Raw genomic sequence first — 25934 nt, 5'->3', positions numbered from 1 at the left:
TATTCACGAACTGAAACTATTGGTTTATTTTCATGATTGGAGAAAACATGCAAACAATTTCAAAGAGAATAATTGTAGCAGTACTTCTTTTCGTCTCCGCTGATGCTATGGCGGCCGAAAAGGTAGCTGTGATCAAAGAAACGGCACACGCCTGCAAAATGTTGCGTTCATCATGCCAGATCATCTCTTCCGGGGATGAAATATATGAAGGAGATGTGATTCAAACAGGAAAAGATGGCTACGCCGGATTAAGTTTTAACGATGGTACAACTGTCGCGTTAGATTCCGATAGCAAATTCCAGATCAATAAATATGACTACACGCCGTTAAAGCATAGCTACTCTTTTGACGTTTTATTAAGTCGCGGAGCCGCATTATATTCATCGGGAGGATTAGGAAAACTAGATCCTTCAGCCGTGAAATTTAAAACGCCAACAACAGTTATTGCTGTTCGGGGCACACGATTTCTTGTTTCGACCGATTGAGGCCTATTCCGCGTGAGAAAGAAAATTATATTATCTGCATTATTATTATTGGCCGGTTGTACGAGCACCAAAGTAACGTTGCTTCCCGATGCCACCGGGCATGTCGGGCGTGTCATTGTAAAAAATAATGATAATCAACCCGTCACATTAGACAATTCGGGGCAAACCCTTATCGATGGTCTTTTGGGAGAACATGAAGGCCAGTTATCTCCTGCTGATGCCCGCCAGCAGCGTCCTGCACTGTTTAAAGCAGAACCGGCGCCACTTGCCAGTGAAACGGTCTGGTTTCCTAATGATTCAGTTGAACCATTATCGACGACAAGCAACCTCATTCGACGCGTCAGAAAAGATTGCCTGCAGCGTAAACCTTGCCAGATAACCATCATCGGCCATACCGATGGCATTGGTAATAACCAATATAATATGCAGCTTTCCCTGCGCCGGGCACAAGTTATCTATGACATGTTATTACATAGGGGATTCCCTCAATCCGCTATGGATATTCGCTATCATGGCCCCTTTGATCCGCTGATTAAAACGCCATCAGGCCGCTCACAGCCTAAAAACAGGCGAGTAGAAATCATGGTGCACTAATATGCCTCTCACAAGTACGAAAAAAAAACGCCGGACCCATGGCGTCATTGGCCTCACCTTTATGGTTATCTGGCTCATTTTTATCGCCACATCCAATCATATCTTTATCTCACTTGAGGATCATCTACAGGAGATATTTAATATTCTTACTCCATACAAGCCGAAAGCCCCTGCCGTGGCGATTGTGGATATTGATGATTTAAGCTTACAGAAAGTTGGCCAATGGCCCTGGCCGCGTTATGTTCTTGGCAATTTGATCAAAGCCACCAGGCAGGAAAAGAGCCAGGTTATTGGCATGGACATTCTTCTTTTAGAACCCGATAGAACGTCACTGAATTATATTCAGCAACGTTATAAAATGGAGTTTGATATGGATATGTTTGTTGTCGGCGTGCCCGAGGGTATGCGCGACAACGATCATTATCTGGCGAGTGTTTTGCGGGATGAAGCCCCTATCGTTGGGGCGACACAACTTATTCTGAGTCGTGCTCGTGATACTCACACTCTTAAACACATTTTTAACACCAGCTTGAACTTACCCTATGCTGAAATGATATTAAAAAATACACCCGAAATCAGATCATCGCTTACACGAGCTGGTTTTGTTAACTTTATCAATGAAGGTGATGGTGTCCTACGTAATATTCCAATGATAATTAACAGCGACGAAGGTAATATCCCATCATTTACTCTTGCCATGTTAATGGAAAAAGAGGGAGTCGACCACTTTTCAATTGAGAAAACCGTCTGGGGACGGGAAATTAATGTCGGTCAATATCATATCCCGGTAGACAATGAAGGTAAGGCCTGGATAAACACAAAGCTAGGTGAAAGTCAGTTCGTTAGCATATCATCCTCAATGATACTCTCCGGACAATCAGATAAAATATCAGCGCCACTCGTTTTGATTGGCTCCTCTTCTGCAGCGCTCCATGACAAAGTCATCATGCCCGCTCACCATGCGATTGCTGGTGTTGGCGCGCATGCGACGATGCTGAACAATATCATGAACAATAACGTCGTGATACATCCATCATGGCTTAAAATATGGAATGTCATCACCTGCATTAGCTTATTGTCAGTAATTAATATACTCTATTTTTTATCGAGCAATTTTACTCGTCGCATTATTATTATTACATCTTTAGTTATCCTGTTAAATGCCGCCATGTTTTGCGCATTTTATTTCTATAACGTTTGGTTACCGGTTATCTATGCAGTTATAGGGGCATTCATTCTGATCATACTACATGAACTTGTAGAATATTTGATATTACGAAAAAATATGAATATATGGAAAGAAGACCTCGAGAATTCAAATCATGCTCTGCTGCATGCGATGGCCGCCGTATGTGATTCCAGAGATCCGGAGACAGGAGGACATACCAGCCGCACCCAGTTCTACGTGAAACGCCTTGCTGAGGTTCTGGAAAAGTATCATCCAGAAGCACAGCATCCTTTTTTTATCGATTCATTATTCCATGCGGCACCTCTGCATGACGTCGGCAAAGTGGCCATTCCTGACTCAATTTTACTGAAACCCGGTGCCCTTACCGACGAAGAGTTTGACGTGATTAAAACGCACACCACCATCGGTCGGCGGCTGCTAGCCGATGCCGCAGATAAACTGCGAGCACCCAGTGAGTTTCTCCACTGCGCCATTGATATGGCGGGCAGCCATCATGAACGCTGGGACGGCAAAGGCTATCCCGACCGCCTGTCAGGCACCAATATCCCCTTTTGCGCCCGTGTGATGGCCGTTGCGGACGTTTATGACGCATTAACCAGTAAGCGTGTGTATAAAAAAAGCATGTCCCATAGTAAAGCCCTCGACATCATTATTAGTGGGGCAGGAACACAGTTTGATCCCTCGGTGGTAAACGCATTTCTCGAATGTGAACAAGACATTAAGGAAATTTGTTCCCAATTTAATACCGCGCAGGGACATTCACGCTAAGCCTTGACTCCATCACCTCGCTTTAAGGATTAATTTTCATTATGTTTAATGAAACACTAAACATTATTAAAAACACAGTAATTATTGTTTTGTTTATTCACTCTCAGGCGGTCTATGCTATTAACAACCCATTAAAACATTTAGCGCTCAACTGCCAAAAGAGAGGGTACATTGAGGTCATTTTTCATCTATACGGTCATGTTCAGGAAAAAATGGGGAGATAATTTTGAAGTGGGCACCAGGCAAAATAATACAGAGGGCTATGAGATAGCCTCGTTTACCAATGGTGATATTCTGTTCCATAACTTGCGCAGTAATACATTTACCTACCATTATTTTGATAATAGCTCGATATTATATTCTTGCGAAACGATTTATCAATCCGCTACACACCCAGTCAATCTTATAAATATCGATTAAAACAGTTATCGACAGGCTGGCCGGGTTCAACATCAGCGGGCTGTCAATCGCCTGTGATCCGGTCTTTTCCAGCGAAACGATGAGTCTCATCTAAACTTATCACTGGGCACACCGTTCAACTGACAGGTGTGTAAACAGCGTGGAATGAATATCGCCAAAATCAATTTATTGACCACAATAACTTTTGCAAGGCTACTCAAGCTCCCCGTCCCGTCTGCGAACGATTAACAAGGATCTGTCATGAAAAAAGTGGCCATCGTCGGCGTCGGCCCTACCGGTATATATACTTTCCACGCCCTGGTTGAGCGGGGAGAGCCACTCTCCGTCTTGCTCTACGAGCAGGCTGAGCACGCAGGCGTTGGTATGCCGTATAGCGGCGAAAATAACACGGAATCAATGCTGGCAAACATCGCCAGCATTGAGATCCCGCCCATTTACATCACCTATCTGACATGGTTACAAAACCAAAGTGATGAATACCTGGCGCAATTTAATATCGAACGTATGACGCTGCATGAGCGCCAGTTTTTACCACGCGTGATCCTTGGCGACTATTATCGCGATCGCCTTTTTGCCATCGCCGACAAAGCGCAATCTTCAGGCTTCGACATTACCCTTAACGAATCAAGTCAAGTCACCGACCTGAGGGCAAATCCGCACGGGGTTTCTCTGTGGATCAACCACGCGGAACGTCCGGTCGACGTTGATTTTGCCGTCATAGCCACGGGCCATCAGTGGCCTGAGGATGATGACTCTCCTCGCGATTTTTTCCCCAGCCCGTGGTCCGGCCTGATGGAAGCCAAAATTGACGCCTGCCGCGTGGGGATTCTGGGCACCTCATTAAGCGCGATTGATGCTGCGGTTGCTGTCGTCAGCCAGCATGGTTTCTTCACCACCGATAGGGACAATGTGCCGCAGTTTATACTTAACCCCGGCAGCCAAAACCTGAAAATCTCTCTAATGTCGCGCACCGGGGTACTACCGGAAGCCGATTTTTACTGCCCTCTTCCCTATGAACCCCTCAATATTGCCACCGAAGAGGCGATTGAGCATGTCATAGCATCGGGCGCTGATGGGCTATTAGATCGCATCTTTCAGCTCATTGTGAAGCAGCTACAGGACTCCGCACCAAACTGGAGTCAGCAGATTGGCCTGGAAAATCTCACCGCCGATACCTTTTCCACCGCCTACTTTGCCGACAGAATACGCCATGACCCTTTTGACTGGGCAAAGCTCAATCTGCTGGAAGTCGAACGTAACAAGCAACAGCAGCACACCGTGGCGTGGCGCTACACCCTGCTACGTCTGCATGAGATCATCGAAGAGCTTGTGCCTCATCTGGACGAGCGTGACAGGGAACGCTTCAAGCGCGGGCTGGCGCGCGTGTTTATCGATAACTATGCAGCAATTCCGTCTGAGTCGATTCGTCGTCTGCTGGCCCTTCACGACGCCGGGCTAATCGCAATACTGGCGCTGGGCGCGGATTATGAACGACAGAACGAAGGCGACACGACGGTTATTTACCACAATAATCAACGCAGCGAATTTGATGTCTTCATCGATGCAAGAGGACAAAAACCGTTAAAGAGCAAAGATATTCCCTTCCCGACACTACGCACTCAACTGCTGGCCTGCGGTGATGATATTCCGGATATCGGTGACGATTACACACTGCTGGCACCGGATAACGCCCGTGGGCGGATAGCTTTTGGCGGCCTGCCGTGGTTAATGCACGATCGTCCTTTTATTCAGGGACTGGTGGCCAGCGCCGAGATTGGCGCAGCGATGAGCAACGCGTTAATTCAACACGCGGTGAAACGAAGAAAAAAACGGTGGTTTAGCGACGAAAGAGACTAACGCTCTTTTTAGAGAGAGGCGAGTGAGCTCGCCTCTGCGTTATGTCGTCAGAGAGTCACTACTGCCAGGCTGATTTGCTGCCCAGCGCAAATTTCCCCGCGCCCAGAAAAGCAATCGCCAGCCCCGCGACAAAGAAATAGACCAGGCTCTCAATCGCCCATGCCCCGGTTTTATCCAGCACGGCGGTTTTATCGAGCCCCACCATCAACCAGGCAACGACCATGGTAAAGGCCAACACTAATGCCGCCGGGCGCGTCAACACGCCAAGAATGAGCAGGATGGGGGCGACCACTTCGCCTACCAACACGCCATAGGCGATAAAGCCCGGCAGACCTTTCGCCACCAGCATGGCGCTAATACCGTCAACACCGTCAAACAGCTTATGCAGCCCATGAAACAGCATCAGCCCACCCACCACCAGGCGCAGCAACAGCTTGCCAAAATCATCACACGATAGTGTGCGGTTTAGCGAATTTAATATGGTTGTCATCATTTATATTTTTCCTGTTTTATCCCTGTTGAACACTACGTTACTGCTTCTCATTTACAAAATATACCCGCTGAAAATAAGGGTATTTTCCCAGCGAAACGACAGGATTCATCTAAACTTGTAACCGGTATCACACTTCAGGAGATGGAAAACCAATGAAACAAACCGTAGCCAACTATATTGCCAAAACGCTCGAACAGGCTGGCGTGAAAAGAATCTGGGGCGTCACGGGCGATTCGCTCAACGGCCTGAGCGATAGCCTTAACCGCATGGGCACCATTGCGTGGATGCCGACGCGACACGAAGAGGTTGCCGCCTTCGCGGCAGGCGCCGAAGCACAGCTGACCGGTGAGCTCGCAGTGTGCGCCGGGTCGTGTGGACCGGGAAACCTGCACCTCATCAACGGCCTTTTTGACTGTCACCGTAATCACGTGCCCGTCCTCGCCATTGCGGCGCATATTCCGTCGAGTGAAATCGGTAGCGGCTACTTTCAGGAGACGCATCCGCAGGAGCTGTTCCGTGAATGCAGCCACTACTGTGAGCTGGTCTCCACCCCCGAGCAGATCCCGCAAGTGCTGGCTATCGCGATGCGTAAAGCGGTGCTTAACCGCGGCGTATCGGTGGTGGTATTGCCGGGCGACGTGGCGCTGAAGGCCGCGCCGGAAAGCGCCAGCAGCCACTGGTATCCGGCCCCGCACCCAATAGTGACGCCGCCGCAAAGCGAACTGGAAAAGCTGGCCGACACGCTGAAATCCTCACGCAACATCACCCTGCTGTGCGGCAGCGGCTGCGCCGGGGCGCATGACGAGCTCACCGCATTTGCTGAAAAGCTTAAGTCCCCCATCGTCCACGCACTGCGCGGTAAAGAGCACGTCGAGTACGACAACCCGTACGATGTCGGCATGACCGGGCTCATTGGCTTCTCCTCCGGTTTCCACGCCATGATGAACGCCGATACGCTGATTCTGCTGGGCACCCAGTTCCCGTATCGCCCGTTCTACCCCAGCGAAAGCACCATCATTCAGATAGATATCAACCCCGCCAGTATTGGCGCGCACAGTAAAGTTGATATGGCGCTGGTTGGTGATGTCAAAGCCACGTTGTCCGCGCTGCTGCCGCTACTGGAAGAGAAAAGTGATCGCCGTTTTCTCGACAAAGCGCTGGAACACTATCGCGACGCGCGTAAGGGGCTGGACGATCTGGCCAAACCCAGCGACAAAGTCATTCACCCACAGTATCTGGCGCAGCAGATTAGCCGCTTTGCTGACGACGACGCCATCTTCACCTGTGACGTCGGCACGCCAACGGTGTGGGCCGCCCGCTACCTACAGATGAACGGTAAGCGCCGCCTGCTCGGTTCCTTCAACCACGGTTCAATGGCCAACGCCATGCCGCAGGCGCTGGGCGCGCAGGCGACAGAACCAGGACGTCAGGTTGTCGCGATGTGCGGCGATGGCGGCTTTAGCATGCTGATGGGCGATTTCCTGTCGGTGGTGCAGATGAAGCTGCCGGTCAAAATTGTGGTCTTTAATAACAGCGTGTTGGGCTTTGTGGCGATGGAGATGAAGGCCGGAGGTTACCTGACCGATGGCACCGAACTGCACGACACCAACTTCGCGCGTATTGCCGAGGCCTGCGGGATCACCGGCATTCGCGTCGAGAAAGCCGCCGACGTCGATGACGCCTTACAACGCGCCTTCAGTATCGACGGCCCGGTACTGGTCGACGTGGTCGTGGCCAAAGAGGAGCTGGCGATTCCGCCACAGGTTAAACTCGAACAGGCCAAAGGTTTCAGCCTGTATATGCTGCGCGCCATCATCAGCGGGCGTGGCGATGAAGTGATCGAACTGGCGAAAACCAACTGGCTCAGGTAAAAATGGTGGCATTCTTCCGAGTTTAAAAAGGAAATGCCGTGATTGATTTACGCAGTGATACCGTAACCCGCCCGACGCGCGCCATGCTCGAAACGATGATGGCCGCGCCGGTCGGTGATGACGTCTATGGTGACGATCCTACCGTTAACGCCCTTCAGCAGTACGCTGCCGAACTGGCGGGCAAAGAGGCAGCCCTGTTCCTGCCTACCGGCACCCAGGCCAACCTGGTGGCGCTGCTGAGCCACTGCGAACGCGGCGAGGAGTACATCGTCGGCCAGGGGGCACATAATTATCTGTATGAAGCGGGCGGCGCGGCGGTGCTGGGCAGCATTCAGCCGCAGCCGATTGACGCTGCCAGCGACGGTACGCTGCCGCTGGATAAAGTGGCGGCAAAAATTAAAGCCGACGATATCCACTTCGCGCGCACCAAACTTCTGAGCATTGAAAATACCCACAACGGCAAGGTACTGCCGCGCGAGTATCTTAAATCGGCTTGGGAATTTACCCGCGAACGCGGCCTGGCGCTGCATGTCGACGGGGCGCGTATCTTCAACGCGCTGGTTAGCTACGGCTGTGAGCTAAAAGATATCGCCCAATACTGCGACTCGTTCACCATCTGCCTGTCCAAAGGGCTGGGCACGCCGGTCGGCTCGCTGCTGGTCGGGAATCATGACTACATTAAACGCGCCAACCGCTGGCGGAAGATGACCGGCGGCGGTATGCGCCAGGCCGGTATTCTGGCGGCGGCAGGACTGTATGCGCTGCAAAACAACGTCGCGCGTCTGCAGGACGATCATGACAATGCCGCCTGGCTTGCCGCTGCGCTGCGTGAGATTGGCGCCGACGTCATGCGTCACGATACCAATATGCTATTCGTCCGCGTGGGCGAAGAAAACGCTGCCGCACTGGGGGAGTTTATGCAGGCGCGCGGCGTGCTGATCAACGCCTCGCCCATCGTGCGGCTGGTCACGCATCTGGACGTCAATCGTGAGCAACTCACGGAAGTGGTTGCCCACTGGAAAACCTTTTTAGCGCGATAAGGAGTTCGGCGTGTCACAGACTATTTTGGTGTTTGGGGCCAGCGGCTATATTGGCCAGCATCTGGTCACTGAATTAAGCCTGCGCGGCTATACCGTCCGGGCGGTGGCACGTCGTATTGAACGACTCCAGAAGCTACAGCTTGCCGGGGTGACTTGCTATTCCGTTGACCTGGAAAAAAACGGCGATATTGCCCGGCTGTTGAACGGCGTGGATACCGTTTACTACCTCGTTCACGGCATGGGTGAAAGTCAGGATTTTATTCGCCATGAACGTCGGGTGGCGGAAAACGTCCGCGACGCGCTGCGGATTACCCCCGTTAAGCAGGTGATTTTCCTCAGCTCGCTACAAGCGCCAGAGCACCAGCAGTCGCCGCACCTGCGCGCCCGGCAGCTTACCGGCAATATCCTGCGCGACGCAGGCGTGCCGGTCAGCGAGCTGCGCGCCGGGATTATCGTTGGCGCGGGCTCCGCCGCCTTCGAAGTGATGCGCGATATGGTCTACAACCTGCCGGTGCTGACGCCGCCGCGCTGGGTCCGTTCGCGCACCACGCCGATTGCGCTGGAGAATCTGCTGGTTTACCTGGTCGAACTGCTCAACCACCCGTCCGCAGAACACCGCGTGTTTGAGACCGCCGGGCCGGAAGAGCTGACCTATCAGCAGCAGTTCGAACATTTTATGGCCGTCAGCGGTCGTCATCGGCCGCTGATTCCCATCCCCTTCCCCACGAGCTGGATCTCGGTCTGGTTTCTGAACGTGATCACCTCAGTACCGCCGACAATCGCCAAAGCGCTGATCCAGGGATTAAAACACGATCTGCTGGCCGACGATCGCGCGCTGCGCACGCTGATCCCGCAAACCTTAGTCCCCTTCGATGAAGCGGTACGCCGCACGCTGGAGGAAGAGAAAAAACTGGCCAACTCCAGCGACTGGGGCTACGACGCGCAGGCCTTCGCCCGCTGGCGTCCTGAGTACGGCTTCTTTGCCAAGCAGGCAGGCTTCACCGTCAGCACTCAGGCAAGCCTGTCGGCGCTGTGGGAAGTGGTTAACCGTCTCGGCGGCAAAGAGGGCTATTTCTTTGGCAACGCGCTGTGGAAAACCCGCGCGGCGATGGATCTGCTGGTCGGGCACCGGCTCGCCAAAGGTCGCCCCGCGCACCCACTGCTCCAGCCCGGCGACATGGTCGACAGCTGGAAGGTGATTATCGTCGAACCGGAAAAAGCGCTGACGCTGCTGTTTGGCATGAAAGCGCCGGGGCTCGGGCGTCTTAGCTTTACGCTGGTCGACAAAGGCACTCATCGCGAACTTGACGTGCGCGCCTGGTGGCATCCGCACGGTATGCCAGGATTAATCTACTGGCTGTTGATGATTCCAGCACATCTGTTCATCTTTCGCGGAATGGCGCGGCGCATTGCCCGTCTGGCAGAAGAAGTCACAGGAAAAAGTGCGCAATAACCCTTTTTCGTCTTAGTTTCCCATTGCATACAAGTGAAATAAACGGAAGAATGCGCACGAAACTCTTTTTTAACACTGTGGATGATTATGAAGGTACTGGTCACCGGCGCCACGAGCGGATTAGGCAGAAACGCAGTTGAGTATCTGCGCCGCAAGGGCATTAGCGTCAGAGCGAGCGGTCGCAATGAAGCGATGGGCAAACTGCTGGAAAAAATGGGCGCCGAATTCGTCCATGCCGACCTGACCGAACTGGTCTCCTCTCAGGCCAAAGTGATGCTGGCGGGCGTTGACACGCTGTGGCACTGCTCCAGCTTTACTTCACCGTGGGGCACCCAGGCCGCCTTCGACCTCGCCAACGTCCGTGCCACCCGCCGCCTCGGCGAATGGGCCGTCGCCTGGGGGGTGCGCAACTTTATCCATATTTCTTCGCCGTCACTCTACTTTGACTATCACCACCATCGGGATATCAAAGAAGATTTCCGCCCGCACCGTTTTGCCAACGAGTTCGCCCGCAGTAAAGCCGCCAGCGAAGAGGTGATCCAGCTGCTGGCGCAGGCCAACCCGAACACGCGCTTTACTATTCTGCGCCCACAGAGCGTGTTTGGCCCGCACGATAAGGTGTTTATCCCGCGCCTCGCGCAGATGATGCACCATTACGGCAGCGTGCTGCTGCCGCGCGGCGGCCACGCGATGGTTGACATGACCTACTACGAAAACGCCGCCCACGCTATGTGGCTCGCCAGCCAACCGCGCTGTGACGGTCTGCCTTCCGGCCGCGCTTACAACATCACCAACGGCGAGCCGCGCACGCTGCGAAGCATCGTTGAGCGGCTAATAGACGAGCTGGACATTGCTTGCCGCATTCGTTCCGTGCCTTATCCGATGCTGGATATGATTGCGCGCAGCATGGAACGCTTTGGCGATAAAAAAGCCAAAGAGCCGTCGCTGACCCACTACGGTGTGTCGAAGCTGAACTTCGACTTTACCCTGGACATCAGCCGCGCCCGCGAAGAGCTGGGCTACGAGCCGATTGTGTCGCTGGACGACGGCATCGTGCGTACCGCCGCCTGGCTCGAAGATCACGGCAAGCTGCATCGCTAGGGCTTAGCCCTGGCCATATTTCTCCAGCAACGCCTCGGCAATCGCCAGACTCTCCATATCCGCGACGCCGTCATAGCGCGCCGGGCGGAAGTGCATCTGGAAGGCCGCAATCACCCGCATCTGCTGGAGCCGCGTCATATTTGGTTTGACCTCATAGCCATAGCGCGCCAGCAGGTCCAGCAGGGTATACGAGGCAATCGGCGCATTCGGCGAGCGACCGTTCAGATAGAAGGCCACGCGGCTGGCATCCGGCCACGCGCCGATACCCTGCTGCGCCAGCGATTGCCATGGGAATAACGGACCGGGATCGTCCTTACGCTGCGGCGCGATATCCGAATGCGCGACCACGTTTTGCGGTTCGATGTTGTAGCGTTTGATAATGTCCTTCGCCAACGGCACCAGCGCCTGGATTTGCGCCGGTTCAAACGGCGTGAAGAACTTCGTCCCCTCCGACTTCTGCCAGCCACGGTTTTCCAGCTCAATACCGATAGAGGTATCGTTAATACGGGTTGCCCCGCGCCAGAAACTCGCGCCTGCATGCCAGGCTAGCTCTGACTCCGGCACCAGCTGCCAGATTCGCGGCTTGCCGCGTACCAGCGGCGGCACGGCGGGAATGAGATAATGGACGCTGACATCCTTGCCGGTCAGCGCCGTGAGCGAGACGTCAAAATCGTCCGCCGTATAGTGGATGACCAGCATTTTAATGCGCGGATATGCCGCCGGGGCCGAACGGCTGGTATCGAGTACATAGTCAGGTTTCTCGATAACCGCTTTTTTCTCTTCTTTACTCGCACACCCCGCCAGCAGCACCGCCAGCATCACGATCGTCAGAAAACGTTTCATCTGCGCGTTTTGACCGCCGTACCGCTCACGCTGACCATCAGCATACTGCTGTCTTTACCCACGGTTTCATAATCAATATCAATGCCCACAACCGCGTCGGCACCCAGCGCCGCGGCCTGCTCGCCCAACTCTTTAAAAGCAATTTCGCGCGCTTTGCGCAGCTCTTTTTCGTATGCCCCCGAGCGACCGCCGACGATGTCGCGGATACCGGCGAAGAAATCGCGGAAAATGTTGGCGCCTAAAATCGCCTCTCCGGTGACCACGCCGCAGTATTCGACGATCGTTTGCCCTTCAAGGGTGGGGGTAGTTGAAAATTGCATGGACAGCTCCTTCTTTAACGTTCAATGCCTTAGCTCTCAGCGCTAAACGCATTATCGGACCGATACGCTATGCTTGAAAAGGGATTACTTCATTATCGTATACGTAAATCGCGCCCGCTGCATGGCGGCGGTTGATACGCCCGTGGACGGCGTAGAAGCGACTAATGTTGAGACAGCTAACAAGGAATCACTATGCGTTACACCAACCTTGCACTTATTCTTCCCGCCGCGCTGCTGCTGAGCGCCTGCACCACCGTAACACCAGCCTACAAAGATACCGGCACGCGCGTCGGGCAATGTGTAGAAGGCGGCCCGGATACCGTGGCACAAAAATTTTACGACGACCAGATCCAGCGCCGGACCAGCGATATTAACGCCCTGCGCCCTTACCTCAGCGACGGCCTGGCCAAACTGCTGAACGAGAGCAGCCAGGATGCCAGCAAACGTTCGCTGATGCAGTCCGGCCTGTTCTCCAGCAGCGCCACGGCGCCTGATTCGGCAAGCGTGGCTAGCGCCTCGACTATCCCGAATACCGATGCCCGCAATATTCCGCTGCGCGTCGATTTAAAACAGGGAACCCAGAGCTGGAAAGATGAAGTGCTGATGATTCGGGAAGGCCAGTGCTGGACGGTGGACGATGTGCGCTACCTTGGCAACAACAGCCATGCGCCAGCCGGTACGTTGCGTCAATCTCTCGAGAAACGTTAATAAAGTGTAAACAAATCCTGCTAAATCGCTTATCCCGGCAAAATGTCTGGCATTCCTCCAGGAATGCCGACATTTATACCCCTCGCCCACCCCGACCGTTATTTTGTGCTAACTTTAAAAGAAAAGTTGGTTTATATTTAAGTTTTAACGCACAAATATTGCATAACTATTCTGTCAAAGGTACTATTTGCGGCCTCAATTGCTGATAATTCCTCTATGGCTGATACCTTCAGCGGGGAAATAGAAGAGCGGCAGCAGAGTAAGCACCTGGCGTTTCCAGGGCGAGAACAACTCTTTCGTGACGGGTATCAATGAGCATTAAATTAGACGGCATTAACTGCTTTTATGGCGCGCATCAGGCGCTGTTCGACATCACGCTACAGTGCCCGGAGGGCGAAACGCTGGTACTGCTTGGCCCTAGCGGCGCGGGCAAAAGCTCACTGCTGCGCGTGCTGAATCTGCTGGAGATGCCGAAATCCGGTACCCTGGCGATTGCGGGTAACCATTTCGATTTTGCTAAAACCCCGTCAGACAAGGCGATTCGCGAACTGCGTCAAAACGTAGGGATGGTCTTCCAGCAGTACAACCTGTGGCCGCACCTGACGGTGGTACAGAACCTGATTGAAGCGCCGTGCCGCGTGCTCGGTTTAAGCAAAGATAGCGCGATGGCCCGCGCCGAAAAACTGCTCGAGCGTTTACGCCTCAAGCCGTTCAGCGACCGTTACCCCCTGCACCTCTCCGGCGGCCAGCAGCAGCGCGTGGCGATTGCCCGTGCGCTGATGATGGAGCCGCAGGTGCTGCTGTTTGATGAACCGACCGCGGCGCTCGACCCGGAAATTACCGCCCAGATCGTCAGCATCATTCATGAACTGGCGGAAACCAACATTACCCAGGTGATCGTCACCCACGAAGTGGAAGTGGCGCGTAAAACGGCCAGCCGCGTGGTGTACATGGAAAACGGTTATATCGTCGAACAAGGCGATGCAAGCTGCTTTAACAGCCCACAGACTGATGCATTTAGAAGTTATCTTTCTCACTGAGATTCAGGACAATGACGATGAAAAAAGTACTGATTGCCGCGCTGCTTGCTAGCGTTAGCCTCTCCGCTGGTGCTGCTCAAACCATCCGTTTCGCCACCGAAGCTTCTTATCCTCCGTTTGAGTCGATGGACGCTAACAACCAGATCGTCGGCTTCGACGTGGATCTGGCGAATGCGCTGTGTAAAGAGATCGACGCAACCTGTACCTTCAGCAACCAGTCTTTCGATAGCCTGATCCCAAGCCTGAAGTTCCGCCGCATCGACGCGGTCATGGCCGGTATGGATATCACGCCGGAACGTGAAAAGCAGGTGCTGTTCACCACCCCGTATTACGACAATTCCGCGCTGTTCGTGGGCGTGAAAGGTAAATTTACCGGCGTCGACCAGCTGAAAGGCAAAAAAGTGGGCGTGCAGAACGGCACCACCCACCAGAAATTCATCATGGATAAACATCCGGAAATCACCACCGTGCCTTACGACAGCTACCAGAACGCTAAACTGGATCTGCAAAACGGTCGTATTGATGCCGTCTTCGGCGACACTGCGGTGGTCACCGAATGGCTGAAAGCGAACGACAAGCTGGCGGCCGTTGGCGACAAAGTCACCGATAAAGGCTACTTCGGTACCGGTCTGGGCATTGCCGTGCGTCAGGGCAACACCGAGCTGCAGCAGAAATTCAACGCTGCGCTGGAAAAAGTGAAGAAAGATGGCACTTACCAAACCATCTACGCGAAATGGTTCCAGAAGTAAGACTTGATGAACGAAATGTTTCCTTTAGCAAGCGCCGCCGGCATGACCGTCGGCCTTGCCATTTGTGCACTGATTATCGGGCTCGCGCTGGCGATGTTCTTTGCGGTATGGGAGTCGGTAAAATGGCGCCCGATCGCATGGATCGGCTCCGCGCTGGTCACGGTGCTACGCGGCCTGCCGGAAATTCTGGTGGTGCTGTTTATCTACTTCGGCTCTTCACAGCTGCTGCTGACGCTGTCCGATGGGTTTAGCATCAACCTCGGTTTCGTGCAGATTCCGGTGCAGATGCAGATTGAAAACTTTGACGTCAGCCCGTTCCTGTGCGGCGTGATTGCCCTCTCCCTGCTCTACGCCGCCTACGCCTCGCAAACGCTGCGCGGCGCGCTGAAAGCGGTGCCGGTAGGCCAGTGGGAGTCCGGCCAGGCGCTGGGGCTGTCGAAAAGCGCCATCTTCTTCCGCCTGGTGATGCCGCAGATGTGGCGTCACGCGTTGCCGGGGCTGGGTAACCAGTGGCTGGTGCTGCTGAAGGATACCGCGCTGGTCTCGCTGATTAGCGTGAACGACCTGATGCTGCAAACCAAAAGCATTGCCACCCGTACCCAGGAGCCGTTTACCTGGTACATCGTGGCGGCAGCCATTTACCTGGTGATTACCCTGCTCAGCCAGTACATTCTCAAACGCATTGACCTGCGTACCACTCGCTTTGAACGGAGACCAGGCTGATGCTCGAGTATTTACCGGAACTGATGAAAGGGCTGCACACCAGCCTGACGCTGACCGTCGCCTCTATCGTGGTGGCGCTGGTACTGGCGTTGATTTTCACCATCATTCTGACGCTGAAGACGCCGGTGCTGGTGTGGGTGGTTCGCGGCTACATTACGCTGTTTACCGGCACGCCGCTGCTGGTACAGATCTTCCTGATCTACTACGGCCCCGGCCAGTTCCCAACGCTGCAGAACTACCCGGTACTGTGGCATTTGCTCTCGGAACCGTGGCTGTGTGCGCTGATTGCCCTGTCGCTAAACAGCGCCGCCTATACCACGCAGCTGTTCTTCGGGGCCATTCGCGCCATCCCGGAAGGCCAGTGGCAGTCGTGTAATGCGCTGGGAATGAGTAAGAAAGATACGCTGGCGATTCTGCTGCCTTACGCCTTTAAACGCGCGCTCTCCTCTTACTCCAACGAAGTGGTGCTGGTGTTCAAGAGTACCTCTCTGGCCTACACCATTACGCTGATGGAAGTGATGGGCCACGGGCAGCTGCTTTATGGCCGCACCTACGATGTGATGGTATTTGGTGCCGCCGGGCTGGTCTACCTCGTTGTGAACGGCCTGCTGACGCTGTTGATGCGCCTGATTGAGCGTAAAGCGCTGGCCTTCGAGCGTCGCAACTGATTTTTGCATAATCATTAAAACATAAAACGGATAAGCCTCTGGCCTATCCGTTTTTTTTCACCGTCAATAAAATATTTAATCAAATATATTGCATATAAATTCACATAATGGCATTGTAACTCCATGCCACACGCAGGGCAGCATTCTATAAGCGAGACAGACAGGAGCTCATCCATGAAAAAATTAGTATTGGCCGCCTTACTGGCCACCGTAACCTTCGGCGCTCAGGCCGCAGAAAAAATCAGCTTCGGCGTTTCCGCGACCTACCCGCCGTTTGAATCCATGGATGCCAACAACCAGATTGTCGGCTTCGATATCGATCTCGCCAACGCGCTGTGTAAGCAGATGCAGGCCGAATGTACTTTCACTAACCATGCGTTCGACAGCCTGATTCCGGCGCTGAAGTTCAAGAAATATGACGCGGTGATTTCCGGTATGGACATCACGCCGGAACGTAGCAAGCAGGTGGCCTTTACCGACGCCTACTACGCTAACTCCGCGCTGGTTATTGCTAAAAAAGGTGAGTTCAAAAGCTTTGACGATCTGAAAGGCAAGCGCATCGGTATGGAAAACGGTACCACCCACCAGAAATACCTGATGGACAAGCATCCGGAAGTCAAAACCGTGGCCTACGACAGCTACCAGAATGCGATTATCGACCTGAAAAATGGCCGTATCGACGGCGTGTTTGGCGACACCGCGGTGGTCAACGAGTGGCTGAAAACCAACCCGCAGCTGGGTACCGCGACCGAGAAAGTAACCGACCCGCAGTACTTCGGCATCGGCCTCGGCATTGCGGTACGTCCGGATAACAAAGCGCTGCTGGAAAAACTGAACGGCGCGTTGAAAGCGATTAAAGCCGACGGTACCTACCAGAAAATTAACGATAAGTGGTTTGCTGAGTAAGCCATCTTTATCCCGGTAAGCGCCCTGCTTACCGGGTTCATTACTCTACAGCGGCACGAAAAAGCGAAAACAGGCGCCCGCCGCCGCGTCGACCAGACGAATACTGCCGCCATGCAGCTCCAGCATCCTGCGAACGATCAGCAATCCCAAGCCTCCGCGGTTTTCACGCGCACTCTGCGGGCTTAACGCGGAAGGACGCTGGAAGAGCTGTTCCCGCAAAGCCGCCTCGACGCCCGGCCCGCTGTCCGCCACCTCGACCTGCAGGCGTTCATTTTCCTGCCACACGCGCAGCATCACCGTGCCACCCGGCGGCGTATGGCGCACGGCGTTATCCAGCAGATTCGTGACGACTCGTTCAATCATCGAAACGTCGGCATTCAGTAACGGCAGCGCGCGCGGGATCTCAACCTTCAGCGTGAGTCGGCGCGTTTCAATCGCCAGATCGAATTTTTGCGCCACATCCTGCAGCAGCTCACCGATGGCAAAAGGTTCCCGCTGCGGCTTGATGCCGCCGTGCTCCAATTTTGCCAGCTCAAACAATTGCTGTGACAGATGGCGTACCTTTTGCCCCTGGCGCAGCGCAATCGCCAGATACTGACGATTATCCTCCGGCGTCAGGGTATCGGCCTTCAGCGAAAGCGTCTCCAGATACCCCAACAGCGAAGTCAGCGGCGTGCGCAGGTCGTGGGAGATATTGGCGATAAACTCGCGGCGCTGCCGATCGCTGTCAGAAAGCTGGTCCCACTGACCGGCAATTTTGCGCGCCAGCTCGATAAAGGTGTTGCGCAGAATCGCCACCTCGTTCGAGGAATCCCCCTCCAGCGGTTGCTGAGCGAGTTGCCGGATAGCGCTGATACTGTCCCGGTCCAGCCCCTCAACATCTGCGGTAAGCTGGCGTACCGGGCGGGTAACCCAGTACCAGATCATCAACCCCGCCAGCAGGCCAAACAGCGCCACCAGCAGCAGCGACCAGACCACGGTGCTCCACAGCGTTTTCTGCCAGGCGCTCTCCGCCAGCGCGTTGAAATTTTCTCCTTCGAGGACGATATAAAGATAGCCGCGCAGATTGCCGTTTTGCATCACCGGCGCTGCGCTGAAGACCTTGCGTTTATTCAGATTGCGCGGGTCGTCGCCGTACACCGGCCAGGCAGCGCCGCTCAGGAAGGTTTTTACCGGTTCAATGTCGAGCTGCTGGCGCTTGATGTGTCCGGGCGGCGCCGCATCGGCGATAATCGTGCCTTCGGGCGACAGAAGATAGAGCTCGACGCTGGGATTGAAGGTCATCAGCCGATCGAACAGCATTTTCAGGGTCTGACCATTCACCTCGCCGCGCGCTTCCAGCAGCGGCTCGCGGTTGACAATCTGCTGCGCCAGCCCGGAGGAGAGACGCTGCACCATCGCATTACCGTACTGGTTGCTGTTATACAGCTGTATGCTGCAAGCGGCGATCGCACACAGCAGCAGGATGGCGGTGAAGACCAGCGTCAGACGCTGGCTCAGGCTCAGCCGTCGATTCATGGCGCAGACTCCGGTTTGTCAGTGGCGAACTTATAGCCTTTTCCCCAGACGGTGAGGATGATCTCCGGCTCGGCCGGATCCTTCTCTATTTTGATCCGCAGGCGATTGATATGGGTGTTGACGGTGTGTTCATAGCCTTCGTGCTGATAGCCCCAGACGTTTTCCAACAGCGACAGGCGCGAGAAGACCTCGCCAGGATGGCGCGCAAACCAGTACAACAGGTCGAATTCTCGCGGCGTAAGCTCGATTGACTCCCCATGCAGTCGTACCTCGCGGGAGAGCGGATCGATAGTCAGACCATGGCTGGCAATCGCCCCGCTTTCCAGACGGATACTTTGCCCCATCGCCTCCTGACGACGAAACAGCGCTTTGACACGGGCAACCAGTTCCAGCACTGAAAACGGTTTCGGCAGATAATCGTCAGCCCCCGTCTCCAGCCCCAGCACGCGGTGCGTTTCGCTGGTGCGGGCGCTGATAATAATCACTGGCAAATAGCGCGTCATCTGCCGAATACGGCGACAGATCTCCAGCCCGTCAACGCCGGGCAGCATTAAGTCAAGAATCACTGCGTCCCATACGCTCTGATCAAGCTGAAGCAGCGCGCGTGCGCCGTCGGCCTCATGCACAATCTGATAGCCCTCATCCTGCAAATTCAGGCGCAACAGGGTTGCAATATCCTGGTCATCTTCCACCAGTAAGATTTTTTTTGCGTTATTCATGACGCTCCACCTACGCTTTTTTTCAAGCTTAACTCAGGCGAGCGTCACGAGTTATCACATTTTATTTAAACTTCCGGGAGTGAAGGCTTAACGCTTAGAGCCTATCCCAGTAGGCGTAATTGTTGAAGCCAGTTTGGGGCCGGACAGCGCGCAAAAACCGGAGCGTACACGTAGTACGTGAGGATTTCGAGCACTGCCCGGCCCCAAAATGGCGAATAAAATAGCCTAATGGGATAGGCTCTTAACCAGCAGCGTCAACACCTCATAGTGCGCGGTATGCGGGAACATATCGAACAGCTGTACTTTTTCGATCCGGTATCCCGGCAGGTGGGTAATGTCTTTTGCCATCGTCTGCGCGTTGCAGCTGGAGTAAATAATATACTGCGGCGCCATCTCGCTGAGATAGTCGCACAACGCTTTACCAATGCCCCGGCGCGGCGGGTTGACCAGCACCAGTTGCGGAATATCCGCCTGGGCGGTGGCAAATTGCGTGGAGTCCAGCGCCTGGAAATGCAGCTTGTCCAACCCCAACTCTGCCGCCGACTGCTTCGCACAGGCAATGGCTTCCGGGGCAATCTCAATGCCGGTCAGGGTCATCTCCGGCGTCGCGCAGTGCAGGCCAAAGCCGCCCACGCCGCAGAACAGGTCCCACATGTGATTCACCGGCAGCGCCCGTACCCAGTCACGCGCGGTAGCGTATAACGCGCTGGCCACCGTTGGGTTGGTCTGGAAAAAGCTTTGTGGGCGGATCCACAGCGGCACGCCGTTAAAACGCTCCGCCAGCGCCTGCTGTTCGGTAAAGAAAATCTCCTGCTCGCCTTCCATAATCGCCATATGCACCGGCTGGATGTTCGCGGTGATCACCTTCAACTGCGGCAGTTGCGCCTGTAGCCACGGCAGCGCGGCGCGCAGCTGTTCCAGCTTGGTTTCTGACCGCAGTACGAAGCGCAGCATCATCCCACCGTCGAGCTGGCTTTCCGTCAACAGTAAATACTTCAGTTCACCGCGCTTGCGCGCCACGTTGTACGGCGTTAGGCCCGCCCGGGCAATAAACGGCTTAAGCGTGGCGAACACCGGCGCGAACGACGGCGGATAAAGAGGACAATCGGTTAAATCTTCCGGCGTGCCGTCTCGATGCAGCATGCCGAGCAGCGGGCGCTCTACGCTGCCGCTGACCACCATTTTGGCTTTATTGCGAAAAGCCTGCTCCGGCCCGCAGACGGGTGCGCACCAGTCGCCGACGGTAGAATCCGCCAGCAGCGTCTGGAGATCGGCCATTTTAGCGGCAAGCTGTTCGGCGATGGGCCGCTCAATCCACTGGCAGGAACGACAGCGGTCGGCATCATAAAGTGCGCACTGCATAGAAAAACCTTGAGACGAATGGGGCGTGGATTGTATCACCGTTATTGTAAGCGGAAAAATCGCCGGGAGGCGGCGGGGACGAAAAGCAGGCATAAAACCAGCAGATCCGGCATTTTTTGCATCACCAGCGAGCGGAAGATTTCGCGCTTCGATTCACCGGCAATGCTGAACAGCTCCGGGTAGCCGTAACCCAGCGAGGCCGCCCACAGGTAGCTGGCGGCAATCACCTGCGTTAGCAGATAAACCCAGCGCGCCCAGTTGCGCCCTTTGACCAGCGAAAAGGCGCAGGCAATCTCGATAAACACCAGCACCAGACTGGAGAGAAACACCAGCGTCAGCGACCAGGTCTGGACGCTGCGATGAATAAATTCGCCTATCCCACTTAGTCCCAACAGGTTGAACACCATCAACAGGTCGAGACAGCGGATTAAAATAATGGCGAGCGCGGCCACCTGCACTAAAGCAGGAACATTCAGACGGGCGTGCGACCGACGGCTTCGAGTAAACAGTTCCAATGTATCGCCTTCCATGAAAACGATGCCGCGAAAGTTCGCGGCATCGACTGCATATCCGTATCGATTTTAAGTGGATTATCCGCGTCTTGCACGCTGGATATCACGCACCCGTTGTTTTTCCGCGCGCGCCATCAAATACCAGGCGATAAATCCGACAATTCCGACCACGCCGAGGATCAGCGACGCCAAAGCGTTAATCTCCGGATTCACCCCCATACGCACGCTGGAGAAGACCAGCATTGGCAAGGTCGTCGCTCCCGGGCCGGAGACGAAGCTGGCAATCACCAGATCGTCCAACGACAACGTAAAGGCCAGCAGCCAGCCGGAAACGACAGCCGGCATAATCATCGGCAGCGTAATCACGAAAAACACCTTCAGCGGCGTGGCGCCAAGATCCATCGCCGCCTCCTCAATGGAGCGATCCAGCTCGCGCAGTCGCGAGGAGATCACCACTGCCACGTAGGCGGTACAGAAGGTCACGTGCGCCAGCCAGATGGTCAGCATGCCACGATCCGCCGGCCAGCCGATGGCGTGCGCCAGGGCGACGAACAGCAGCAGCAGCGACAATCCGGTAATGACGTCCGGCATTACCAGCGGTGCGGTGATCATAAAGGCAAAACCATTGGCACCGCGGAAACGGCCAAAGCGAACCATCACCATCGCGGCAATGGTGCCAAGCACCGCCGCCGCCGTGGCGGCCGCTGCGGCAATGGTCAGGCTCAGCCCCACCGCGCTCATCATCGCATCGTCACGGAACAGCTCGCCGTACCAGCGCGTCGACCAGCCAGCCCACACGGTGACCAGCTTCGAGCTGTTAAACGAGTAGATCACCAGCATCAGCATCGGCGCGTACAGGAAGGTAAAGCCAAGCACCAGAATCAGGATCCGCCACGGTGAGCGGACGACCGGTAGATTGTTCATCCGTGGTCCCCCATCTGTTTTTGCTGATATTTATGGAACCACATGATCGGCACGATCAACAGCAGCAGCATGACGATCGCCACCGCCGAGGCCACCGGCCAGTCGCGGTTGTTGAAGAACTCCTGCCACAACACGCGGCCAATCATAATACTGTCCGGGCCGCCGAGCAGTTCCGGGATCACAAACTCCCCTACCGCCGGAATAAACACCAGCATCGAACCGGCGATAATCCCCCCCTTGGTGAGTGGCACAATCACGCTGAAGAAGGTTTTCAGCGGGCGAGCGCCAAGATCCAGCGAGGCCTCAACCAACGAATAGTCAATGCGGGTCAGCGCGGTGTAAATAGGCAACACCATAAACGGCAGATAGGCGTAGACAATGCCGATGTAGACCGCGAGATTGGTGTGCAGAATAGTCAGAGGCTGATCGATTACCCCCAGCCACATCAGGAAATTATTCAACACGCCGTTGTTTTTCAGGATCCCCATCCACGCGTACACGCGGATCAGGAACGAGGTCCACGACGGCAGAATCACCAGCAGCAGCAGAATATTTCGCGTTGACGGCTTGCTGTGCGCTACCGCCCACGCCAGCGGGTAACCAAGCAGCAGGCAGCAGATCGTCGAAATGGCGGCAACCTGTAACGACTGGAGATACGCTTCAAAATAGAGCGGGTCGTCGGTCAATTGCAGGAAATTGCCAAAGTTCAGCGCGATCGTCAGCTGGCCGTCGGCCCACTCCATCAGGTCGGTATACGGCGGGATCGCCCGCGCCATTTCCGCCAGACTGATTTTAAACACAATCAGGAACGGCAGCAGGAACAGCAGGATCAGCCACACATACGGCAGCGCGATCACCAGCTTGCGCCCGTGCTTCATGTTGACCCGCGCCAGCCACAGGGCGAAGCCGCCCGGTTTGTGCGGACGGGCCGGTGGTTCATACGTACTCATAGCCCCTCCTTAAACCGTCAACACCACGCAGCTATCGGCTTCCCAGCACAGACGGACCTCATCGCCCCAGGTCGGCAACCCTTTCTGGTAACGGTGAGCATTCTGCAGCTGTGCGCTGATCATCTGGCCGCTTTTGAGGCGGACGTGATAAATGGAGAGATCGCCAAGGTAAGCAATATGCTCAACTTCCCCCACGGAGAAGTTGTAACCATCCGCTGGCGGATCTTCACAGAGCATGATTTTTTCCGGGCGTAAGGCCACGTACACTGGCACGTTATCGACCACCGAGGCATCCGCATCCACCTTCAACGGATGAACCAGCCCCGGAGACTCAATCACCAGCCCGTCTTCGTCGCGCGCTTTCAGCAGCCCTTCGAAAACGTTGACCGAGCCGATAAACTCGGCGCTGTAGCGGGTGGTCGGGTGTTCGTAAATTTCTTCCGGTTCGCCAATCTGTACAAACTTACCGCGGTTCATAATGGCAATGCGGCCCGCCATGGTCATGGCCTCTTCCTGGTCGTGGGTGACCATCACGCAGGTCGCGCCAACACGTTCAAGAATATCAACCACTTCCAGCTGCATCCGGTCACGCAGCTTTTTATCTAATGCGCCCATCGGTTCATCGAGCAGCAACAGTTTCGGACGTTTGGCGAGGCTTCGCGCCAGCGCCACACGCTGACGCTGGCCGCCGGAAAGCTGGTGCGGCTTACGCTTCGCGAACTCCTGCATGTGCACCAGCGCCAACATCTCGGCGACGCGGGCGCTAATTTCCGCCTTCGGCAGCTTGTCCTGCTTAAGACCAAAGGCGATGTTTTGCTCGACGGTCATGTGCGGAAACAGCGCGTAGGACTGGAACATCATGTTAATCGGACGCAGATACGGCGGAACCTGCGCCAGATCGACGCCGTCCAGCACGATTTGCCCGGCGGTTGGCTGTTCAAAGCCCGCCAGCATGCGCAGCAGCGTCGATTTCCCACAGCCGGAAGCGCCCAGCAGCGCAAATATTTCGCCTTTATAGATAGTGAGATTAACGTCATCCACGGCGTGCTGGCCGTCGAAGGATTTAGTCAGATTACGGATTTCCAGCAGCGGGGTGAGCGCTTTGCGGGTTTTCGCCTGTGGGCGGGGAATAGCGTCGTTCAATCTGGTGCTCTCCGGCAAAAAACGAATATCGATATGACCCGGTTGTCATATCAACCTCTGGACACCCGCCATGTGGTGGGTGTCCAGATTGGGGCAGTTGCACTGCCCCGGTGCATAACGGCATTATTTCCCGCTTTTCACTTTGGTCCATGCGCGCGTTCTGACGCGGTCGATTTTGGGATCCTGGACTTTCAGCGTAAACAGCTTGGCGAAGACATCAGCCGGCGGGTAAATCGCCGGATTGTCGCGAATCTCCGCGCTCACCAGCGGCGTAGAAGCCTTGTTGCCATTGGCGTAGAACACGTGGTCGCTAATATGCGCAATCACGTCCGGACGCATCAGGTAATCGAGGAATTGATAGGCTTCGTCTTTGTTTTTCGCATCGGCAGGCATTGCGAAGACGTCAAAGAATGCCAGCGCCCCCTCTTTCGGAATGAAGTAGGAGACGTTCACGCCGTTCTTCGCTTCTTTCGCACGGTTCGCCGCCTGCCACACGTCGCCTGCCCAGCCGATGGCCACGCAGATATCGCCGTTAGCCAGATCGTTAATGTACTGGGAGGAGTGGAAGTAGCGAATATTCGGGCGCAGCTTCAGCAGCAGGTCGGTTGCCGGGCCGGTGTAATCATCCGCCTTGCTGCTGTTCGGATCTTTGCCCAGATAGTTCAGCACGGTGGCAAAAATCTCTTCCGGCGCATCGAGGAAGGAGACGCCGCAGCTCTTCAGCTTCTCGAGGTTCTCTGGCTTCATCACCAGATCCCAACTGTTCAGCGGCGCGTCTTTGCCCAGTACGGCTTTGACCTTATCAACGTTATAGCCAATACCGGTGGTCGCCCACAGGTAAGGCATGGCGTATTTATTCTCCGGGTCGTGCTTAGCGACCAGCTTCAGGACTTCCGGATCGAGATTTTTCCAGTTTGGCAGCTTGCTCTTATCGAGCGGCTGGAACACCCCCGCAGTGAGCTGGCGTTCCAGGAAGCTTGCCGACGGCACCACCAGGTCAAAACCGGTGCTTCCTGCCATCAGTTTCCCTTCCAGCACTTCGTTAGAGTCGAATACGTCGTACACGACTTTAATCCCGGTCTCTTTCTCGAAGTTCGCCACGGTATCCGGCGCGATATAGTCGGACCAGTTATAGACATGCAGCGTTTTTTGTTCTGCAGCGAGCACGCTTGCCGAGGCAGCCATCAGCGCCCCCGTCACCAGACCTGTTAACCATTTTTTATTTAAGGCGGCCATATCTCTTATCCTTCTCGTCGCCCGTTAACAAACGGACTAAATATACGCAATTTAGAGTATGCAGAAATCATGCATATTTTTTCGTACTGCATGAAAGAGAAGAGACCGGGCTCCCCTGCAGTCATTGCTCGCGCTATCGATGCAAAATTCTCGCCAACAATGAGTATTGCCAGCAATAATTAGGGGGTGCACCGATATGTCGCAAGAATAACTGTAGCCCGAGCCGGAGGCTATAGGTCAGCGTAAAAAACGCCTTTTATCAATTTTTTATGCAAGATCACTCTATCTGATAAGCCAAAAGCGCCAATCAGGTAGTGAAAGAATCTTTAAAATAAGGTTAAA

25 protein-coding genes are annotated in these 25934 nt (G+C 54.8%); 14 read left to right on the top strand and 11 right to left on the bottom strand.

The genetic code is table 11. From position 1 onward, the window contains the following. Positions 1–47: 47 nt before the first annotated feature. The 4 genes from ACW14G_RS07850 (at position 48) to ACW14G_RS07835 (ending at position 5313) form a co-directional block, all read left to right on the top strand. Positions 48–485, top strand: coding sequence for a FecR family protein (locus tag ACW14G_RS07850; protein WP_249022100.1), 438 nt, complete (start codon positions 48–50; stop codon positions 483–485). A 12-nt stretch (positions 486–497) separates the two neighbouring features. Beyond that, entirely contained in the window at positions 498–1079 is a 582-nt protein-coding gene (locus tag ACW14G_RS07845; protein WP_249022101.1) for an OmpA family protein, read from the top strand. 1 nt (position 1080) lies between these two features. Further along, entirely contained in the window at positions 1081–3036 is a 1956-nt protein-coding gene (locus tag ACW14G_RS07840) for a CHASE2 domain-containing protein (RefSeq protein WP_249022102.1), read from the top strand. 660 nt (positions 3037–3696) lie between these two features. Beyond that, positions 3697–5313, top strand: coding sequence for an FAD-NAD(P)-binding protein (locus ACW14G_RS07835; RefSeq protein ID WP_249022104.1), 1617 nt, complete (start codon positions 3697–3699; stop codon positions 5311–5313). Positions 5314–5371: 58 nt separating this feature from the next. On the opposite strand, the gene ACW14G_RS07830 is transcribed toward ACW14G_RS07835, so the two are convergent. After that, positions 5372–5806 (bottom strand): DoxX family protein, encoded by a 435-nt coding sequence (locus ACW14G_RS07830; RefSeq protein WP_249022105.1) that lies wholly within the window; start codon positions 5804–5806, stop codon positions 5372–5374. A 152-nt stretch (positions 5807–5958) separates the two neighbouring features. On the opposite strand from ACW14G_RS07830, the gene poxB reads away from it, so the two are divergent. The 4 genes from poxB (at position 5959) to ACW14G_RS07810 (ending at position 11271) form a co-directional block, all read left to right on the top strand. Next, positions 5959–7677, top strand: coding sequence for a ubiquinone-dependent pyruvate dehydrogenase (gene poxB, locus ACW14G_RS07825; protein ID WP_167576313.1), 1719 nt, complete (start codon positions 5959–5961; stop codon positions 7675–7677). 38 nt (positions 7678–7715) lie between these two features. Continuing rightward, positions 7716–8717, top strand: coding sequence for a low-specificity L-threonine aldolase (ltaE, locus tag ACW14G_RS07820; RefSeq protein WP_249022106.1), 1002 nt, complete (start codon positions 7716–7718; stop codon positions 8715–8717). 10 nt (positions 8718–8727) lie between these two features. Next, positions 8728–10170, top strand: a complete 1443-nt coding sequence (locus ACW14G_RS07815; RefSeq protein WP_249022107.1) for a DUF2867 domain-containing protein — start codon at positions 8728–8730, stop codon at positions 10168–10170. Between the two features lie 87 nt (positions 10171–10257). Continuing rightward, entirely contained in the window at positions 10258–11271 is a 1014-nt protein-coding gene (locus ACW14G_RS07810) for an NAD-dependent epimerase/dehydratase family protein (RefSeq protein ID WP_065355729.1), read from the top strand. A gap of 3 nt (positions 11272–11274) precedes the next feature. Here ACW14G_RS07810 and ACW14G_RS07805 read toward each other — a convergent pair whose 3' ends face one another. Continuing rightward, on the bottom strand, positions 11275–12114 hold the full coding sequence (locus tag ACW14G_RS07805; protein ID WP_163446968.1) for an N-acetylmuramoyl-L-alanine amidase: 840 nt from the start codon (positions 12112–12114) through the stop codon (positions 11275–11277). After that, complete coding sequence (locus ACW14G_RS07800; protein ID WP_064548683.1) at positions 12111–12434, bottom strand: heavy metal-binding domain-containing protein; 324 nt, start codon at positions 12432–12434, stop codon at positions 12111–12113. Before ACW14G_RS07800 ends, ACW14G_RS07805 begins: the two co-directional genes overlap by 4 nt. A 192-nt stretch (positions 12435–12626) precedes the next feature. On the opposite strand from ACW14G_RS07800, the gene ACW14G_RS07795 reads away from it, so the two are divergent. From ACW14G_RS07795 to artJ, 6 genes are all read left to right on the top strand, one after another. Then, a complete protein-coding gene (locus ACW14G_RS07795) occupies positions 12627–13142 on the top strand; it encodes a lipoprotein (RefSeq protein ID WP_249022108.1) in 516 nt (171 codons plus the stop codon). A 311-nt stretch (positions 13143–13453) separates the two neighbouring features. After that, a complete protein-coding gene (gene artP / locus ACW14G_RS07790; RefSeq protein ID WP_064548678.1) occupies positions 13454–14182 on the top strand; it encodes an arginine ABC transporter ATP-binding protein ArtP in 729 nt (242 codons plus the stop codon). A gap of 17 nt (positions 14183–14199) precedes the next feature. Beyond that, positions 14200–14931, top strand: coding sequence for an arginine ABC transporter substrate-binding protein ArtI (gene artI / locus ACW14G_RS07785; protein ID WP_064548676.1), 732 nt, complete (start codon positions 14200–14202; stop codon positions 14929–14931). A gap of 6 nt (positions 14932–14937) precedes the next feature. Next, positions 14938–15654: an arginine ABC transporter permease ArtQ gene (gene artQ, locus ACW14G_RS07780; protein WP_064548674.1), complete on the top strand. Its 717-nt coding sequence runs from the start codon at positions 14938–14940 to the stop codon at positions 15652–15654. Continuing rightward, a complete protein-coding gene (artM, locus tag ACW14G_RS07775) occupies positions 15654–16322 on the top strand; it encodes an arginine ABC transporter permease ArtM (protein ID WP_167576316.1) in 669 nt (222 codons plus the stop codon). Before artQ ends, artM begins: the two co-directional genes overlap by 1 nt. Before the next feature lie 174 nt (positions 16323–16496). After that, positions 16497–17228: an arginine ABC transporter substrate-binding protein ArtJ gene (gene artJ, locus ACW14G_RS07770; protein WP_163446970.1), complete on the top strand. Its 732-nt coding sequence runs from the start codon at positions 16497–16499 to the stop codon at positions 17226–17228. Positions 17229–17273: 45 nt separating this feature from the next. Here artJ and ACW14G_RS07765 read toward each other — a convergent pair whose 3' ends face one another. The 8 genes from ACW14G_RS07765 to potF all read right to left on the bottom strand — a co-directional run bounded on the left by ACW14G_RS07765 (position 17274) and on the right by potF (position 25592). Next, positions 17274–18746 (bottom strand): sensor histidine kinase, encoded by a 1473-nt coding sequence (locus tag ACW14G_RS07765; RefSeq protein ID WP_163446972.1) that lies wholly within the window; start codon positions 18744–18746, stop codon positions 17274–17276. Next, positions 18743–19465: a response regulator transcription factor gene (locus tag ACW14G_RS07760; protein WP_249022109.1), complete on the bottom strand. Its 723-nt coding sequence runs from the start codon at positions 19463–19465 to the stop codon at positions 18743–18745. Before ACW14G_RS07760 ends, ACW14G_RS07765 begins: the two co-directional genes overlap by 4 nt. A 225-nt stretch (positions 19466–19690) precedes the next feature. Further along, positions 19691–20827: a 23S rRNA (uracil(747)-C(5))-methyltransferase RlmC gene (rlmC, locus tag ACW14G_RS07755; protein ID WP_249022110.1), complete on the bottom strand. Its 1137-nt coding sequence runs from the start codon at positions 20825–20827 to the stop codon at positions 19691–19693. A gap of 41 nt (positions 20828–20868) precedes the next feature. Beyond that, entirely contained in the window at positions 20869–21357 is a 489-nt protein-coding gene (locus ACW14G_RS07750) for a YbjO family protein (RefSeq protein ID WP_064548662.1), read from the bottom strand. Between the two features lie 60 nt (positions 21358–21417). Further along, on the bottom strand, positions 21418–22263 hold the full coding sequence (potI, locus tag ACW14G_RS07745; RefSeq protein ID WP_064548659.1) for a putrescine ABC transporter permease PotI: 846 nt from the start codon (positions 22261–22263) through the stop codon (positions 21418–21420). Beyond that, a complete protein-coding gene (gene potH / locus ACW14G_RS07740; RefSeq protein WP_064548656.1) occupies positions 22260–23213 on the bottom strand; it encodes a putrescine ABC transporter permease PotH in 954 nt (317 codons plus the stop codon). Before potH ends, potI begins: the two co-directional genes overlap by 4 nt. 9 nt (positions 23214–23222) lie before the next feature. Beyond that, a complete protein-coding gene (potG, locus tag ACW14G_RS07735) occupies positions 23223–24356 on the bottom strand; it encodes a putrescine ABC transporter ATP-binding subunit PotG (protein WP_455648553.1) in 1134 nt (377 codons plus the stop codon). 123 nt (positions 24357–24479) lie between these two features. Beyond that, entirely contained in the window at positions 24480–25592 is a 1113-nt protein-coding gene (gene potF / locus ACW14G_RS07730) for a spermidine/putrescine ABC transporter substrate-binding protein PotF (RefSeq protein WP_065355638.1), read from the bottom strand. Positions 25593–25934: the final 342 nt, after the last annotated feature.

Source organism: Kluyvera sp. (assembly GCF_965301105.1).
The sequence above is the reverse complement of the archived record's forward strand: the minus strand, read 5'-3'. Positions and strand labels throughout refer to the sequence as shown.

Bases quoted from the DNA above. Each gene is read 5' to 3' on its own strand.
- artM (WP_167576316.1), top strand. From the start codon at position 15,654: ATGCTCGAGTATTTACCGGAACTGATGAAAGGGCTGCACACCAGCCTG.
- ACW14G_RS07850 (WP_249022100.1), top strand. From the start codon at position 48: ATGCAAACAATTTCAAAGAGAATAATTGTAGCAGTACTTCTTTTCGTC.
- ACW14G_RS07795 (WP_249022108.1), top strand. From the start codon at position 12,627: ATGCGTTACACCAACCTTGCACTTATTCTTCCCGCCGCGCTGCTGCTG.
- artI (WP_064548676.1), top strand. From the start codon at position 14,200: ATGAAAAAAGTACTGATTGCCGCGCTGCTTGCTAGCGTTAGCCTCTCC.
- ACW14G_RS07760 (WP_249022109.1), bottom strand. From the start codon at position 19,465: ATGAATAACGCAAAAAAAATCTTACTGGTGGAAGATGACCAGGATATT.
- ACW14G_RS07830 (WP_249022105.1), bottom strand. From the start codon at position 5,806: ATGATGACAACCATATTAAATTCGCTAAACCGCACACTATCGTGTGAT.
- ACW14G_RS07840 (WP_249022102.1), top strand. From the start codon at position 1,081: ATGCCTCTCACAAGTACGAAAAAAAAACGCCGGACCCATGGCGTCATT.
- ACW14G_RS07750 (WP_064548662.1), bottom strand. From the start codon at position 21,357: ATGGAAGGCGATACATTGGAACTGTTTACTCGAAGCCGTCGGTCGCAC.
- ACW14G_RS07810 (WP_065355729.1), top strand. From the start codon at position 10,258: ATGAAGGTACTGGTCACCGGCGCCACGAGCGGATTAGGCAGAAACGCA.
- ACW14G_RS07765 (WP_163446972.1), bottom strand. From the start codon at position 18,746: ATGAATCGACGGCTGAGCCTGAGCCAGCGTCTGACGCTGGTCTTCACC.
- artP (WP_064548678.1), top strand. From the start codon at position 13,454: ATGAGCATTAAATTAGACGGCATTAACTGCTTTTATGGCGCGCATCAG.
- potH (WP_064548656.1), bottom strand. From the start codon at position 23,213: ATGAGTACGTATGAACCACCGGCCCGTCCGCACAAACCGGGCGGCTTC.
- artJ (WP_163446970.1), top strand. From the start codon at position 16,497: ATGAAAAAATTAGTATTGGCCGCCTTACTGGCCACCGTAACCTTCGGC.
- rlmC (WP_249022110.1), bottom strand. From the start codon at position 20,827: ATGCAGTGCGCACTTTATGATGCCGACCGCTGTCGTTCCTGCCAGTGG.
- ACW14G_RS07835 (WP_249022104.1), top strand. From the start codon at position 3,697: ATGAAAAAAGTGGCCATCGTCGGCGTCGGCCCTACCGGTATATATACT.
- potF (WP_065355638.1), bottom strand. From the start codon at position 25,592: ATGGCCGCCTTAAATAAAAAATGGTTAACAGGTCTGGTGACGGGGGCG.
- ACW14G_RS07800 (WP_064548683.1), bottom strand. From the start codon at position 12,434: ATGCAATTTTCAACTACCCCCACCCTTGAAGGGCAAACGATCGTCGAA.
- ACW14G_RS07805 (WP_163446968.1), bottom strand. From the start codon at position 12,114: ATGAAACGTTTTCTGACGATCGTGATGCTGGCGGTGCTGCTGGCGGGG.
- potI (WP_064548659.1), bottom strand. From the start codon at position 22,263: ATGAACAATCTACCGGTCGTCCGCTCACCGTGGCGGATCCTGATTCTG.
- poxB (WP_167576313.1), top strand. From the start codon at position 5,959: ATGAAACAAACCGTAGCCAACTATATTGCCAAAACGCTCGAACAGGCT.
- artQ (WP_064548674.1), top strand. From the start codon at position 14,938: ATGAACGAAATGTTTCCTTTAGCAAGCGCCGCCGGCATGACCGTCGGC.